Below are 14,633 nucleotides of genomic sequence, written 5' to 3'. Positions count from 1 at the left end.
GGCCGCAACCAACCATTTTTTGGCCCCGCGTACATTCGGTCGCGGGGCTTTTTTTTGCTTCGCTGAAGCCCGGCAAACACACAAACACGAACGCTGTTTTGAGGTAAGGAGTGCTTGCCCTTAATACCGCGCATCCACCGGTTTGCCACCCTTGGGCCAGTCCTTGGCCTTGTCGACAAAATCAGGTCGTGGTTGATGGGAGAAGTACTCAGCCACATCCACTGCCTCCTGATCCGATAATCCACCCTGCCCTAACGGGAATTTCTCGTGGAAGCCGATCGGCATATTGCGTTTCACAAACGCCGCCGCCGTGTAAGTGCGCGCCATGCCCGCGCCGATATTGAACGACTCGTTGCCCCACAACGGCGGGTACACAAAGCTGCCATCGGCCTGTTTCAGGCCCTGGCCGTCGTCACCGTGGCACACCGCACATTGCTGCGCATAGATCAGTTTGCCGTTTTCCGGATCGGGGACGATTTTCGGATCGACCTTGCCCACGCCACGGCCCGCAACCTTGTCCCCCGCTACCGTGTTCATTTTCATCCAGTCAAAATACGCCACCATCGCCTGCATATCCGGCGAGGCTACGGGCAAGGGTTGGCCATTCATCGAGCGACGGAAACAACCATTGATCCGCTCCTCCAGTGTCACTTCCTTGCCCGCCCGTGGCGCATAGCCGGGGAAGAACGCCGAGACCCCGACAAAAGGCGAGCCATCGGCCACGGTGCCTGCGTTCAAGTGGCAACTGGTACAGTTCAGGGCATTGCCGACGTTATCCGGTAACAGCGCCTTGGTTTGCAGATGCAGGCGCATGCCGCGCACCACCTGATCGGCATTGGCGGCACTGAGCAGATTGGCCAGGCGCGGGGTGACAAAGGCGGTCTCGTCGACAGTCTCGGGGTTCAACTGCTTGCGCATCTTCGCGACTTGCCCTGGCTTGATCGCTGGAGCCGCGTTGCCCCAGCTGCTGCGCACAAAGCTGAGGATCTCGGCAATTTCATCATCGCCCAGCCGGGCGAAGCCAGGCATGGTGTACACCCGCGGATGCGTTGCTGTTTGCGGGGTTTTCCAGCCGGTCAGGGTGATATGCAGGAGTGTCGTCGGGTTGGCCGCAACGATCCCCGGGTTGCCGTTCAACGGCGGGAACATGCCTTTGACCCCGCCGCCATCCGGGCGATGGCAATCAGCGCAGAACTGCGTGTAACCCAACCCGCCACGGCTGCTGTACAGCGTATCCGGTGCCTTGGCGGGTGTGATCGCCACGGCTGGCATCGGTAAATCATCCTTGCCTGCAGGTAGCGATTTCAAATAGCTGGCGATGGCAGTCAAGTCTGCATCGGTAAAGTGCTGGGTACTGTGGTGGATCACATCAGCCATATTGCCCGACACCGTAGCAAAACGGTTTTGTCCGGTCTTGAGCAACTGCACGGTGTCCCCCACCGTCCACAGGTTGCGCAGACTCAAGGCGCGCCAGTGCTCGACGGTTTCCCCCGCCAGATAGTGCTTGCCGGCACTGCCGTCATCGCTCATGGCCTTTTCCTGAAAGGCGATACCACGCGGCGTATGGCACGAGCCGCAATGCCCCAAGCCCTGCACCAGATAGGCGCCACGGTTCAGTTCGACGCTTTTGTCCGGGTCGGGGACAAACGGCTGATTATCGACAAACGCCCAGTTCCACAGCGCCAGCCCCCAGCGTTGGTTGAACGGGAAGCCCATATCGGCTTCCAGATTAGCCATTTTTACCGGGGCCACGTCGTGCATCAGGTAGGCATACAGGGCGCGCATATCGTCTTCGCTCATCTTCGCGTAAGACGGATACGGCATCGCCGGATAGAGGTTTTTCCCCGCAGGTGTCACGCCCTGGCGCATGGCCTTGTCGAACTGTTCAAAGCTGTACTGGCCGATACCTGTCTCGGGATCCGGGGTGATATTGCTCGAGTAAATCGTGCCCATTGGCGTTTTCAGCTCGAGCCCGCCCGCCATCTCGGCCCCGCCCATGGCGGTATGGCAGGCAATGCAGTCACCGAGCCGGGCCACATAGTGGCCGCGTTCAATCAGGTTTTTCTCGGGGTTGGCTGCCGGGGTCGGCTCGCTGGCCTGCACCCCAAGGGTACACAGCAACGTCAAGCCGGCTAATGCCAGACGTGGAAAGGTAGAAAGCATCGCGTTATTCCTTTAAGGCGTCGATCTGGGGTGGTCCCCTCGAAACGGGCCGTGCTGGTTTTGTTATGGACTCCTCACAGGACGCTTGTACCGGCTTTTACCGCCACGACGTTTGACCCGGATCATGCACGCCGCAACCAGGGTGTGTGGCCGGGCGCTCTAAGCTAGTTCCAAAACGGTATTTTCCCCTTTGATTTAAAGCACTTAGATTCGCTGCACCGGACCGCCGGACACCTCCTTTTTATCTTCTTACAACAAGGTCCAAGCCATGTCCGTGCGCACACTCCTGATTGCTCTTTCCCTCGCAGGCCTCAGCTTCGGCGCGCAGGCAGCTGATTTGACCATCGGCTATATCACCGGCATCGACCCCACCAAACTGGCCCAGGCCGAGGGCAGTTACGAGAAAGCCATCGGTGAAAAGATTGACTGGCGCCGCTTTGATTCGGGTCCGGCGGTGGTGTCGGCACTGGCCTCCGGAGACCTGCAGATCGGCAACCTGGGTTCAAGCCCGCTGGCTGCCGCGGCCTCGCGCAATGTGCCGCTGGTGACTTTTATCGTCACCGCGCAGATCAAGGGTTCCGAAGCCCTGGTGGTGCGTAACGGCAGTGGTATCAACGGCCCGCAGGACCTGATCGGCAAGACCATCGCCACGCCCTTTGTCTCGACGTCGCACTACAGCCTGCTAGGCGCGCTGAAACACTGGAACCTGACCCCGCAGCAGGTCAAGGTGGTCAACCTCAGCCCTGCGCAAATCACCGCAGCCTGGAAGCGTGGCGATATCGACGGCGCGTTCACCTGGTCACCTGCCCTGGGGGAAATTCGCAAGACCGGGAAAATCCTCACCGACGCCGGCCAGGTCAGCGAATGGGGCGCACCGACTTTTGAAGTCTGGGTCGCACGCAAGGATTTCGCGGACAAACATCCGGAAATCGTCGCTAAATTCGCCAAAGTCAGCCTCGATGCCATCGCCGACTACAACGCCCACCAGACCGCCTGGACTACCGATTCGCCGCAGGTGCAGACAATCGCCCGGCTGACCGGCGCCAGCCCCGAAGACATCCCCGAGTTGCTGCACGGCGCGCACTTCCCTTCGGCAGCCGAGCAAAAGTCGGCGCAGTTGCTGGGGGGTGGCACGGCCAAAGATATCGCCGGGACGGCCCTGTTCCTCAAGGAGCAGGGCAAGATCGAAACCGTTCTGCCCGACTATTCAGCCTTTGTCAGCGATAAATTTTTGCCGCAATAACAAGCTGTTAGCCACTGGCACAACAAATGCTTCGTTACGCCCTACAACACAGTGCCTTGCACCGCCGGCTCCGCTCTGGCGCTGCAACAACCTGGGTGAACCCCGACGCCAGACGCGTCCCGGATCATAATAAGGAGCGTAAGGATGGCAACGCCTGTTACAGCGTCACCGATAAATATGCCTGCCGTGAAGACCGTGGGCTTTCTGGTGATACCAAACTTCACCACCATCGGTTTTGCCTCGGCCATCGAAACCTTGCGCATGGCCAATATGGCAGCGCGTTGTGAAATGTTTCTCAGCGTTATCATTGCCCCCACCCTTGATCCGGTCATGGCCAGCAACGGCATGCGCATCCTGCCCGACTATGTGATCGGCGATGCACCAAAACTGGACATTTTGCTGGTGGTGGGTTCAAACCCGATCGTCTCCCACCTCAGCAGCCGCCCGGTGCTCAACTGGCTGCGCAAACTGGCCCACGAACAAGTGGCGCTGGGCGGGATCTGCACCGGCAGCTACTGGCTGGCCCGCGCCGGGCTGCTCAAGGGTTATCGCTGCACCATCCACTGGGAAGATATCGAAACCCTCAAGGACCATTTCCCGGGGATCATTATTTCCAATCAGTTATTCGAACTGGATCGCGACCGCTATACCTGCTCGGGTGGCGTGGCGTCGATGGACATGACCTTGCAATTGATTGCCCGCGAACCGGGTGGCCGCGAGATTGCGGCCCACGCTGCCGAGTTGCTGCTGTGTGACCGAGCCCGCGGGCCGCAAGAGCAACAGCGGGTACCGCTGCGCCAGAAGCTGGGTACATCGCAGCCCAAACTGAGTCAGGTGGTGGCAATCATGGAGGCCAATCTGGAAGAGCCGGTCAGCCTGGAAGACCTGGCGCGGTTGAACGAAGTGTCGGTACGTCAGCTAGAACGCCTGTTCCACAAACACCTGCAACGCACACCCAGCCAGTACTACCTGGAGTTACGCCTGGCCAGGGCCCGGAGCCTGTTGCTGCGCAGCGAATCACAAGTGCGGGATATCGCCCTGGCCTGTGGCTTTGTCTCGGCGGCGCATTTTTCCAAGTGCTATAGCCGCCTGTTTGGTGTATCGCCCATTGGTGAGCGCAAGCAGGTGGCGTTGCACTAAAACATCACCCGTAGCAGCTGAGGAGCGGAGCGAGGCTGCGTCCGGCTGCTACGGAGGTAGGAGGCGGCAGGTTAATCCTGCAACGCCTTGTACGCCGTCTCGCGGCTGGCCAGCATCGCCACCAGTGCCACTGCCGCGGCGGCCAGCAGGTACCAGGCCGGAGCCATTTTGTTGCCGGTCATCTGAATCAGCCAGGTGGCAATAAACGGCGCAGTCCCGCCGAACACGGCATTGGCCACGTTAAAGCTGAAGGCAAAACCGCTGAAGCGCACCCGGGTCGGGAAGATCTCGGCCAGAAAGCACGGCAAGGTGCCGTCGTTCATTGCCAGGATGGCACCGAAGGCAATCTGGATCATCAGGATCACCAGCAGTGACGGGTTGCCCAGCATCCCGAACAGCGGAAAGGTCAGCAGCAGGAACATCACCGAGGCACTGACCAGCATGGTCTTGCGGCCATAGCGGTCCGACAGCTTGCCCATCAAAAAGATCAGGCCGATGTAAGTCGCCAGCGATACCGTGGACGCGATAAAGGAATCACTCTCGCTCATGCCCATTTCCGTCGACAGGTAGGTCGGCATGTAACTGAGCAACAGGTAGAAGGCCACCGCATTCAGGCAGGTCACGCCAATGCCGATCAACACTGGTCGACGATGCACCGTGAGCAACTCGCGAACCGGGGCATGGGTCGCACACTCCTTGGCTTCCAGACGCTTTTCCATCTCCAGGAACTTGGGTGAGTCCTGCAAATGCACACGGATATAGCGCCCCACCAGGCCAAAGGGTGCCGCCAGCAGGAAAGGCAGGCGCCAGCCCCAGTCGTGGAGGTTTTCAACCGTCATCAAGGCATGCATGCCCGCGACAAATACCGCGCCAAACAACAGGCCGGCCGCCGTGCTCGCCGGTACGATGCTGGTATAAAAACCGCGCTTGCCCTCAGGTGCATACTCGGCCAGAAACGCCGAAGCGCCCGCGTATTCCCCTGAGGCCGAAAAGCCCTGCACCAGACGAATCAACAACAGCAACACCGGTGCCCAGAGACCGATCTGGTTATAGGTGGGCAGCATGCCGATGCAAAAAGTCGCCACGGTCATGATCAGGATCGACCAGGACAAGGCGCTGCGCCGCCCGTACTTGTCGCCAAAATGCCCCCAGACCAGACCACCGAACGGGCGCACGATAAACGACAGGGCGAACACCGCGAAAGTGGCCAGCAGCCCGGTGGTGGTATCGGTTTGCGGGAAGAACGTCAGGGCGATCACCGTCGCCAGGTAACCATAGGCAGCGTAGTCAAACCACTCGACAAAGTTGCCCATAAAGCTGGCTGTGGCGGCACGGCGCAATGCCTTGCGCTCACTGAGGCGCTCGATCTGCTGTTCGGGGGTCAGGGGCAAAGCGATAGTTGCGCTGGGGATACTCATTGAGCACCTCCTGAGAAAGAGATGCGTGATGGAAAAATGGCAAGCAACGTCGCGACATGGGACATGACAGATACCCTCATTGTGTTCTTTTTGGCAGGGGTAAACAGGTCAGAAAACGCTGCGCAATCTGTGTGCGCATACGTTGGTATCGAGCTCGGAGTGGGAGCGAGCCTGCTCCCACAATGCAGCGCAATGACTATTTTTTGATGATGTTGTGCTGTGGGCCATACGGGAAGTAGGTGATGTTCTCCCCGCCCTGTTCGTTGACGATCAGGATATCGTGCTCGCGATACCCGCCTGCTCCCGGACGACCTTCAGGGATCATGATCATTGGCTCGATCGACACCACCATGCCCGGCTCCAGCACCGTGTCGATATCTTCACGCAACTCCAGCCCGGCCTCGCGGCCATAGTAATGACTGAGGGTGCCAAAGGAGTGACCATACCCGAAGGTGCGGTATTGCAGCAGGTCGTGTTCCATGAAAATTTCATTGAGCTGCAGAGCAATGTCCGAACACTTCATGCCGGGCCTGATCAGCTTCAGGCCGGCCTCGTGTACCTTGACGTTGACCTCCCACAGGCGCAGGTGCTCGCCGGAGCAATGGTCCAGAAACAGGGTGCGTTCCAGCGCCGTGTAGTAACCGGCAATCATCGGGAAGCAGTTGAGGCTGAGGATATCGCCCTTGTTCACCTTGCGGCTGGTGACCGGGTTATGGGCGCCGTCGGTGTTGATCCCCGACTGGAACCAGGTCCAGGTATCCATCAACTCCGAATCGGGAAAGGTACGGGCAATTTCACGCACCATCGCCTGGGTGGCATGCAGCGCCACTTCATATTCCGGCACCTGATCGCGCAAGGCCTCGACGATGGCCGCGCCACCAATATCGGCAATCCGTGCGCCGTGGCGAATGATGGCGTGTTCTTCCGCCGACTTGATCATGCGCATACGCATGCACGGCGCGGCGATGTCCACCAGCTCGGCCTGGGGATAGCGGCTGGCGAGCTTGTCGCGATTGAGCAGGTTCATGTGGTCGAACTCGATACCGATGCGCCCCGCCTTGGGCAGCGCCTGCTGGATCGCCACAAAGTAGTTGTCGCGCTGCCAGTCGGTATACACGATGTTGTCGGTGCCCATGGTCCGGCGCCACGGCTGCCCGCCGTCAATATTGGCGCTGATGGTCACCGCGCTGTCCTGGGTCACCACCAGCGCGTAGTTGCGGCCAAATGAGCAATACAGGAAATCGCTGTAGTAGTTGAGGTTGTGGTACGAGGTGAATACAGCAGCATCGATATTGTTCTGCGCCATATAGGCCCGCAGCTTTCCCTGGCGGTTGGCGTACTCCTGGGCCGAGAACGTCGGAGTGACCTTTTCGCCGTTCTTTATCTGGATGGTTTTCGGCATTTGCATGGCATATGTCCCTGTCATTGATCGATCGTCAGGAGCCGCCGGCAGGCGGGTCGTTGAGGAACATTCGAACAGATACAGGTACGGCTTTTTTGTGCGAATCCGACCTGTAGTTGATCAGATCCGCTGTGCAATCTTGCCCTCTTTCCTTGATAGCATTTGCGCAGCATGGCCAATGATGGGATATTCGCAAATGTGAAATATTCTCATTAGAACCCCTATGCACACATCCCCCCGGCTACTTCTGGTAGAAGACGACTTCAGGCTGCGCCACGATCTGGAGCGACATCTGCTGCAACGCGGCTTTGCCGTGACATCCTGCATCGACGGCATTCAGGGCCTGAGCGCTTTGCAGTCGCAGTGTTTCGACCTGGTGCTGCTCGATATCATGCTGCCCGGCATGGACGGTCTGGCGCTGCTGGAAGCCCTGCGCCTGCAACAAAACGTCCCGGTGATGCTGATGTCGGCCTTGGGCAACGAGCAAGACCGAATCACCGGGTTTACCCGAGGTGCCGACGACTATTTACCCAAACCCTTCAGCCTCGCCGAGCTGGACGCCCGCACCGATGCCCTGCTGCGGCGCATGGCCATGTTCCAGCGCCCGCCGGGGCTGCCGCACCACCCGCGGCTGAGCTTTGATGAAGAGGCTCTGGACGTGGTGCACAACGGCCAGAGTGCAGGCCTGACCCACTCCGAATTCCGCCTGCTGAGCATCCTGCACGAACATGACGGCGAGGCCTTGAGCAAGGCGTTTCTCTACCAGCAGGTGCTTCACCGCATCTACACCCGGCTGGACCGCGGCCTGGATGTACATGTGTGCAATGTGCGACGCAAGCTGGCGGCCATTGGCGTGCGGCATGTGCAGATCCAGGCCGTGCGTGGCCAGGGTTATATCCTGGTCAGCATGGATAACCCCTGATGCGCCGCCATCCCTTGCTATGGAAACTGGCCCTGCTGCAAATCGCTTTCTGCCTGCTGCTGACCTGGATCATCTGGATCTGGGGAGTGTCGGCCGAACGTCGCACCTATTTTCTTTCGGCCGCCGACCAGCAGTACCTGGCCGACTACGCACAGCAGGCTGAAGGCATCTGGCACAACCAGGGCCCGGCCGGGTTGGCACGTTTTAGCGAAGAGCTGATGGCGAGGGAGGACACCTGGGTAACGGTACTGGGGCCAAACCTGCAAAGCCTGAGCAATACCCCTCTCACCGCCCACAACTATCGCCAGTTGACCTTTATGCGCCAACTGAACTGGCCCATGAGCCGACGTCTGCAGGACGAGCTGCCCTATGTCAGCATCCCCTTTCCCGGGCAGCCGCAACAAGGCCAGCTGGTGATCCAGCTTCCCGAGCGGTTGTTGCCCGGAGGCCTGACACCCTGGACCCATGTGCTCAGTCACGGCGTGATGCCAACGCTGCTGGCCGCGCTCCTCGGGCTGCTGATCTACCGCCACCTGGTGCTGCCACTCAACCGTTTGCGTGACCGCGCCGACGCCTTGCGTGCCGATGACCTGGACAGTGAAGCACCGCTGCCGCTGATCAAACGCAGGGATGAACTGGGGGAACTGGCCCAGGCCTTCGAACACATGGCCAGCCGCCTGCGCCAGAGCCTCAACCAGCAACGCCTGTTATTGCGCACCCTGTCCCATGAACTGCGTACCCCCCTGGCACGATTGCGCATCGCCCACGACAGCCATTTACCGGCTGAGCACATGCGCCAGCGACTCGATCGCGAGATCGACGATATGCAGCGCCTGCTGGAAGACACCCTCAACCTCGCCTGGATGGACACCGAGCGCCCGCAACTGGCAAGCGAGCCGGTGCTGGTACTGTCCGTATGGGAAGCCCTGTGTGAAGACGCCTGCTTTGAAAGCGGTTGGCCGGTCGAGCGACTGCCCTGTCTGCTGGGCGAAGACTGTTACGTGCAAGTGCATCTCGACAGCCTGGCCCAGGCCCTGGAAAACCTGCTGCGCAATGCAATACGTTATTCACCGCCTGCAGGCAAAGTGACTTTGAGCGGCTGGCGTGAAGGTGATGCCTGGCACCTGTGCCTGAGCGACCAAGGCCCCGGCGTCGATCCGCAGGACCTGGCCAGCCTGTTCGTGCCTTACCAGCGCCTGAAGGGTTCGATAGGCGAAGGCTTCGGCCTGGGCCTGGCCATCGCCCAACGTGCCATTGAACTGCAACAGGGCCGGTTGTGGGCCAGCAATGGCCAGCCGGGGCTGTACATGCATGTGCTGTTGCCGGTGGCGCGTCCTCCTGACTGAAACAGAAAACCCTGTGGGCTTGCCCGCGATGCCGCCAACTCGGTTCAACAGACAAACAGCGGCGATCCCATCGCGGGCAAGCCCGCTCCCACAGTGAAGTGTTTAGAAAGTTAATGCGCTTTACTCTCAATTAGCAGTCATTATCATTCGTGATCTTCCTGTATCAGGCTGTCCCGGAGATCACCCGATGTTGCAACATGCGCTGCGCCCTATCGCTCCCTTCGTTCTGTCCGGCTGCTGCTTGCTGGCCAGCTCCGTGCATGCCGCTGCCGCGCTGGAGCTGGAAAACACCAACGTGGTTGCCACCGCCCTGGAAGAAACCAAACAGGCACCCGGGGTCTCGGTGATCACCGCAGAGGACATCAAGAAACGCCCACCGTCCAACGATCTGTCGCAGATCATCCGCACCATGCCCGGGGTCAATCTCACGGGCAACTCCACCAGCGGCCAGCGCGGCAACAACCGTCAGATCGACATCCGCGGCATGGGCCCGGAAAACACCCTGATCCTGGTCGACGGCAAACCGGTCAACAGCCGCAATTCGGTGCGCTACGGCTGGCGCGGCGAGCGTGACAGCCGTGGCGATACCAACTGGGTACCTGCCGATCAGGTAGAGAGCATCGAAGTGCTGCGCGGTCCGGCCGCCGCCCTCTACGGCAACGGCGCGGCTGGCGGCGTGGTGAATATCATCACCAAGCAGGCCGGGGCCGAAACCCACGGCGACGTCACGGTCTATTCCAACTTCCCGACCCACAAGGACGAAGGCGCCAGCAAGCGCGTGAGTTTCGGCCTCAACGGCCCGCTCACCGACAACCTGAGCTATCGCGTATACGGCAATATCGCCAAGACCGACCCGGATGACTGGGACATCAACTCAGGCCATGAATCAGAGCGCACCGGCAACCAGTCCGGCACCCTGCCCGCTGCCCGCTGGCCGCGAAGGCGTGCGCAACAAGGATGTCAACGGCCTGCTCAGCTGGCGCATGACCCCGCAGCAGACCCTCGACTTCGAGGCTGGTTACAGCCGTCAGGGCAACCTCTATACCGGCGATACGCAAAACACCAACAGCAACGCCTACGTCAAAAGCCTGCTGGGCCACGAGACCAACCGTACCTACCGCGAAACCTATGCCCTGACCCACCGTGGTGAATGGGACTTTGGTAACAGCATGGCCTACCTGCAATACGAAAAAACCCGCAATACGCGGATCAACGAAGGCCTGGCAGGCGGCACCGAAGGCATTTTCAGCAGTGGTGATTTCTATACTGCGGTATTGCGCGACCTGACCGCCCACGGCGAGGTCAATCTGCCGCTGCACGCAGGTTTCGACCAGACACTGACCCTGGGCAGCGAATGGACCCAGCAAAAGCTCGACGACCCCAGCGCCAACACCCAGTCCACCAGCGAAGGCGGTTCGGTCAGCGGCCTGAGCAGCAGCAATCGCAGCACCACCTCCTCGGCGCAGATTTTCTCGTTGTTTGCCGCCGACAATATCGAGCTGCTACCCGGCACCATGCTCACCCCCGGCCTGCGTCTGGACCACCACAGCGTGGTCGGCAACAACTGGAGCCCGTCGCTTAACCTGTCCCATGCCCTGACCGAAACAGTCACCCTCAAGGCCGGCATCGCCCGCGCCTATAAAGCGCCTAACCTGTACCAGCTCAACCCCGATTACCTGCTCTACAGCCGCGGCCAGGGTTGCTATGGCCAGAGCACCAGTTGCTACCTGCAAGGCAACGCCGACCTGAAAGCCGAAACCAGCGTCAACAAGGAACTGGGCATCGAGTACAAGGAAAACGGCGTCGTCGCGGGCCTGACTTACTTTCGCAACGATTACAAAAACAAGATCGAATCCGGCATGAGCCCCATCGGCAATGCCGTGGGCGGAACAGGCACCTATGCCAATGCCGCGATCTACCAGTGGGAAAACGTACCCAAGGCACTGGTCGAAGGCCTTGAAGGCACCCTTACCCTGCCCCTGGCGCCGCAACTGACCTGGACCAACAACTTCACCTATATGCTGCAATCGAAAAACAAGCAGACCGGTGACGCCCTGTCCGTCACCCCGCGCTACACCCTTAACTCCATGCTGGACTGGCAGGCAACCGATGACCTGTCGCTGCAAGCGAGCGTGGCCTGGTACGGCAAACAGACACCGAAAAAATTCGACTACCACGGCGACCGCGTCACCGGCACCGCCAACAACCAGCTTTCGCCTTATGCCATTGCCGGCATCAGCGGTACCTACGCCATTACCGCCAACCTGAGCCTGACCACGGGTATCGATAACCTGTTCGACAAGCGCCTGTTCCGTGAGGGCAACGCCCAAGGTGTGACCAATATCGCCGGGGCCGGGGCGGCGACTTACAACGAGCCGGGGCGTACGCTCTACACCAGCCTGACCGCGTCGTTTTAAAGCATAACGAGATCGCCTGATGAGAAACCTGACCCTGCCATTGACGCTGCTGCTTGCCCTGGCCCTCCCCGGGCAAGCTGCCCAGGCCCGGCCCGCGCCTGACCAACTGATGGACACCCGCCTGCTGCAGCGTACAGATATGGACTACCGCTTCAGCCGCTTGCTGATCGACTCCGCCGATGGCCAGCGCCATTATCAGCTATGGATCGGTCGACCCAATGCCGCGCCGCCGAAAAACGGTTTCCCGGTGCTGTGGATGCTCGACGGCAATGCCGCCATCGGCGCACTGGATGCCGACCTGCTGCGGGATCTTGCCCGTGGCAAGGCACCATTACTGGTCGCCATCGGCTACCAGACACCACTGCGCATCGAGCGCACTGCCCGCACTTACGACTACACCCCGAACAGGCCTGGCCTGACCGTGCAAACCGACCCGCTGAGCGGGCTGCCCAGTGGCGGTGCGGATGTCTTCCTGGACCTGTTGCGCGAGCGCATGCGCCCGGCGGTGGCGGCCAAGGCACCGATCAACCTGCAGGAGCAAACCTTGTGGGGCCATTCCTATGGCGGCCTGCTGGTGCTGCACGCCCTGCTCACCCGCCCCGGCGAATTTGCCCGTTACGCAGCGGCCAGCCCGTCGCTGTGGTGGGCCGACATCCACCCCGGCGCGGACTTCAAGCAACGCATGAACGGGCACAAGGCCGATTTGCTGTTGATGCGCGGCACGGCCGAACCCGCTAACCCGCGCGGCCCGAGCGACGGCGAGCCAGACAGACTGATCCGCCAACTGGCGGGTGAACTGAGTGATATCCCGGGACTGGCGGTTGACTATCAGACATTCGACGGCATGAGCCACGGCGAAACCCTGCCGGCTTCGCTGCGGCGGGTATTGCAAAACTTTTAGCCGCTGCCAGCCCAGCCAACTTTTGCGGGAGCGGGCTTGCTCGCGATGGCAGCGCCTCGGTTGGTCTGGCAGACTGCAGCGCCTGTATCGCGAGCAAGCCCGCTCCCACAAGGTATGCGGCGGTGTCCATCTACCCTGGAAGTTTACGTGTTTGAATTAACCAGCTATCTGGGTCTGTTCCTCGCCGCCTTTGGCGCAGCATCGCTGCTGCCCATGCAGTCGGAAGCCGTGTTGGTCGGCATGCTGCTGTCAGGCAAATATGCAGCCCTGACCCTGCTGGCTGTCGCCACCCTGGGCAATGTGCTGGGCTCGGTACTGAATTGGCTGTTGGGCCGCTCGGTGGAACGCTTTCGGCACAAGCGCTGGTTTCCGGTCAGCGAGCAAAAGCTCGACAGGGCCCAGCAGTTCTATCTGCGTTACGGGCGCTGGTCACTGCTGCTGAGTTGGATGCCGATTATCGGCGATCCGCTGACCATGATCGCCGGGGTCATGCGCGAACCGCTGTGGAGTTTCGTGCTGATCGTCACCCTGGCCAAAGGTACCCGGTACCTGCTACTGACCGCGGCAACCCTGGGCTGGTCCTAGACAACCAGCCTGCGGGGTGTCAAACCGGCTCTGCGGCGATGCGGTTTTCCATGGCCGGAGGGTATTCAGGCAGCCAGGACAGGGGCATCAGCTGATTGTACTTTTGAAAGAACGAGGACTGGATCCGCCCGCGAATCGGCTCAAGCTGCTCAATCAGCTGCGTCAGTGCCTGCTGTTGCAAAGCCAGGTTCACTTCATCCTCGGCCGTATTGCTGTCGGGCAGTGCCAGCGACTGCAACACAATACTGTCACTGAAGTAAGCCGGCACCCGCCGACCATTACGGTGCAGCTGGTTTTCGGCGCGATAGCATTGCACAAGCCCCGCCATGACCATTTCGGCCTTGTTCAGGCCACTGGCCAGGCGCGGTTTCAGATTGCGTTTTTCGTCCAGAACTGACTGATACCTCACCAGTTGCTCATTGCAGGCCAGCACATCGGACTCCAACTGTTCAAGGAACTCATGCTTGAGTGCCATCAGTTCGTTGCGTACATCTGCAATTTCGTCCTGGTACACACCCAGTGCTTCGTTGCGACGCTTCTGCTGTTTGCCATACCCGGCGTGATTTTGCGCACGCAAGGCGCACAATTCAGCCTCGCGCTCCCGTGCGCGGTATTCCAGACGTTGCAGGCGTACGGCGTAATTGTTCAGCAGGTCCTGTGCCGCCCGCTCGAACGCCTGATCAAATTCGCCGCAACGTTTTACCGTGCCAACAATATCCAGTGCTGTCAGGCGGGTTTGCACCAGGGCGATGCGCGCCTCGGCCCAGGCCAGCACCTTGTGCCGTTCTGACTCAAGGGTCGTGCGGATCTGTTCTTCAATGGCCGTCAGCCGGGTGGCTTCCACGGGGGGATAGCCCTGCTCGCCATGGCGCCGGGCTTGCTCGACGATATTCAGCTCACGCTTGAGGCTTTCAAATTCAAGCGGTACCAGAAAAGGGTTATCCACGTGAGCACGGCTGCGCTCAGCCTGCCCCAAAATATTCAACAGCTTTTTGAATAACTGCATGGCGTTCGCTCCGCTAAGGAATCTCCGAACAAGTTTTCAAATGTGCTGAAATACGCCTGACCACCTGATCCGAGCCGCCTATGAGCCAGA

General features: G+C 60.2%; 10 protein-coding genes and 1 pseudogene. 7 read left to right on the top strand and 4 right to left on the bottom strand.

Annotated features, from left to right (window positions below):
- Positions 1-120: 120 nt before the first annotated feature.
- Positions 121-2,163, bottom strand: coding sequence for a c-type cytochrome (locus GHN92_RS18940; RefSeq protein WP_133144557.1), 2,043 nt, complete (start codon positions 2,161-2,163; stop codon positions 121-123).
- 268 nt (positions 2,164-2,431) lie between these two features.
- Here GHN92_RS18940 and tauA point away from each other — a divergent pair, with 268 nt between their 5' ends.
- Together tauA and GHN92_RS18930 are read left to right on the top strand one after the other, a co-directional pair.
- Positions 2,432-3,406, top strand: a complete 975-nt coding sequence (gene tauA, locus GHN92_RS18935; RefSeq protein WP_153380806.1) for a taurine ABC transporter substrate-binding protein — start codon at positions 2,432-2,434, stop codon at positions 3,404-3,406.
- Between the two features lie 144 nt (positions 3,407-3,550).
- On the top strand, positions 3,551-4,546 hold the full coding sequence (locus GHN92_RS18930) for a GlxA family transcriptional regulator (protein WP_153380803.1): 996 nt from the start codon (positions 3,551-3,553) through the stop codon (positions 4,544-4,546).
- 71 nt (positions 4,547-4,617) lie between these two features.
- Here GHN92_RS18930 and GHN92_RS18925 read toward each other — a convergent pair whose 3' ends face one another.
- Complete coding sequence (locus tag GHN92_RS18925) at positions 4,618-5,859, bottom strand: MFS transporter (protein ID WP_371926129.1); 1,242 nt, start codon at positions 5,857-5,859, stop codon at positions 4,618-4,620.
- Positions 5,860-6,160: 301 nt separating this feature from the next.
- Positions 6,161-7,372, bottom strand: coding sequence for a M24 family metallopeptidase (locus tag GHN92_RS18920; protein ID WP_153380801.1), 1,212 nt, complete (start codon positions 7,370-7,372; stop codon positions 6,161-6,163).
- A 217-nt stretch (positions 7,373-7,589) separates the two neighbouring features.
- Here GHN92_RS18920 and GHN92_RS18915 point away from each other — a divergent pair, with 217 nt between their 5' ends.
- The 5 genes and pseudogenes from GHN92_RS18915 (at position 7,590) to GHN92_RS18895 (ending at position 13,537) form a co-directional block, all read left to right on the top strand.
- The gene (locus tag GHN92_RS18915) at positions 7,590-8,288 is read left to right on the top strand and encodes a response regulator transcription factor (RefSeq protein WP_095023846.1); all 699 of its coding nucleotides are present in this window, start codon (positions 7,590-7,592) and stop codon (positions 8,286-8,288) included.
- On the top strand, positions 8,288-9,634 hold the full coding sequence (locus GHN92_RS18910) for a sensor histidine kinase (protein WP_153380799.1): 1,347 nt from the start codon (positions 8,288-8,290) through the stop codon (positions 9,632-9,634). The genes GHN92_RS18915 and GHN92_RS18910 overlap by 1 nt, the downstream gene beginning before the upstream one ends.
- Before the next feature lie 187 nt (positions 9,635-9,821).
- Positions 9,822-12,051 (top strand): annotated as a pseudogene (locus tag GHN92_RS18905) (TonB-dependent siderophore receptor).
- Positions 12,052-12,070: 19 nt separating this feature from the next.
- Complete coding sequence (locus tag GHN92_RS18900; protein ID WP_153326215.1) at positions 12,071-12,952, top strand: alpha/beta hydrolase; 882 nt, start codon at positions 12,071-12,073, stop codon at positions 12,950-12,952.
- 147 nt (positions 12,953-13,099) lie between these two features.
- Positions 13,100-13,537 (top strand): YqaA family protein, encoded by a 438-nt coding sequence (locus GHN92_RS18895; protein ID WP_095031618.1) that lies wholly within the window; start codon positions 13,100-13,102, stop codon positions 13,535-13,537.
- A 19-nt stretch (positions 13,538-13,556) separates the two neighbouring features.
- Here GHN92_RS18895 and GHN92_RS18890 read toward each other — a convergent pair whose 3' ends face one another.
- Positions 13,557-14,543 carry a hypothetical protein gene (locus tag GHN92_RS18890; RefSeq protein ID WP_095018007.1) on the bottom strand — a complete coding sequence of 329 codons (987 nt, stop codon included), beginning with the start codon at positions 14,541-14,543 and terminating at the stop codon, positions 13,557-13,559.
- Positions 14,544-14,633: the final 90 nt, after the last annotated feature.

The organism is Pseudomonas sp. FSL R10-2964, from assembly GCF_009600035.1.
GTDB classification, from domain to species: domain Bacteria; phylum Pseudomonadota; class Gammaproteobacteria; order Pseudomonadales; family Pseudomonadaceae; genus Aquipseudomonas; species Aquipseudomonas bubulae.
Note: the sequence above shows the minus strand (reverse complement) of the source record. Positions and strands in the feature narration are given on the sequence as shown.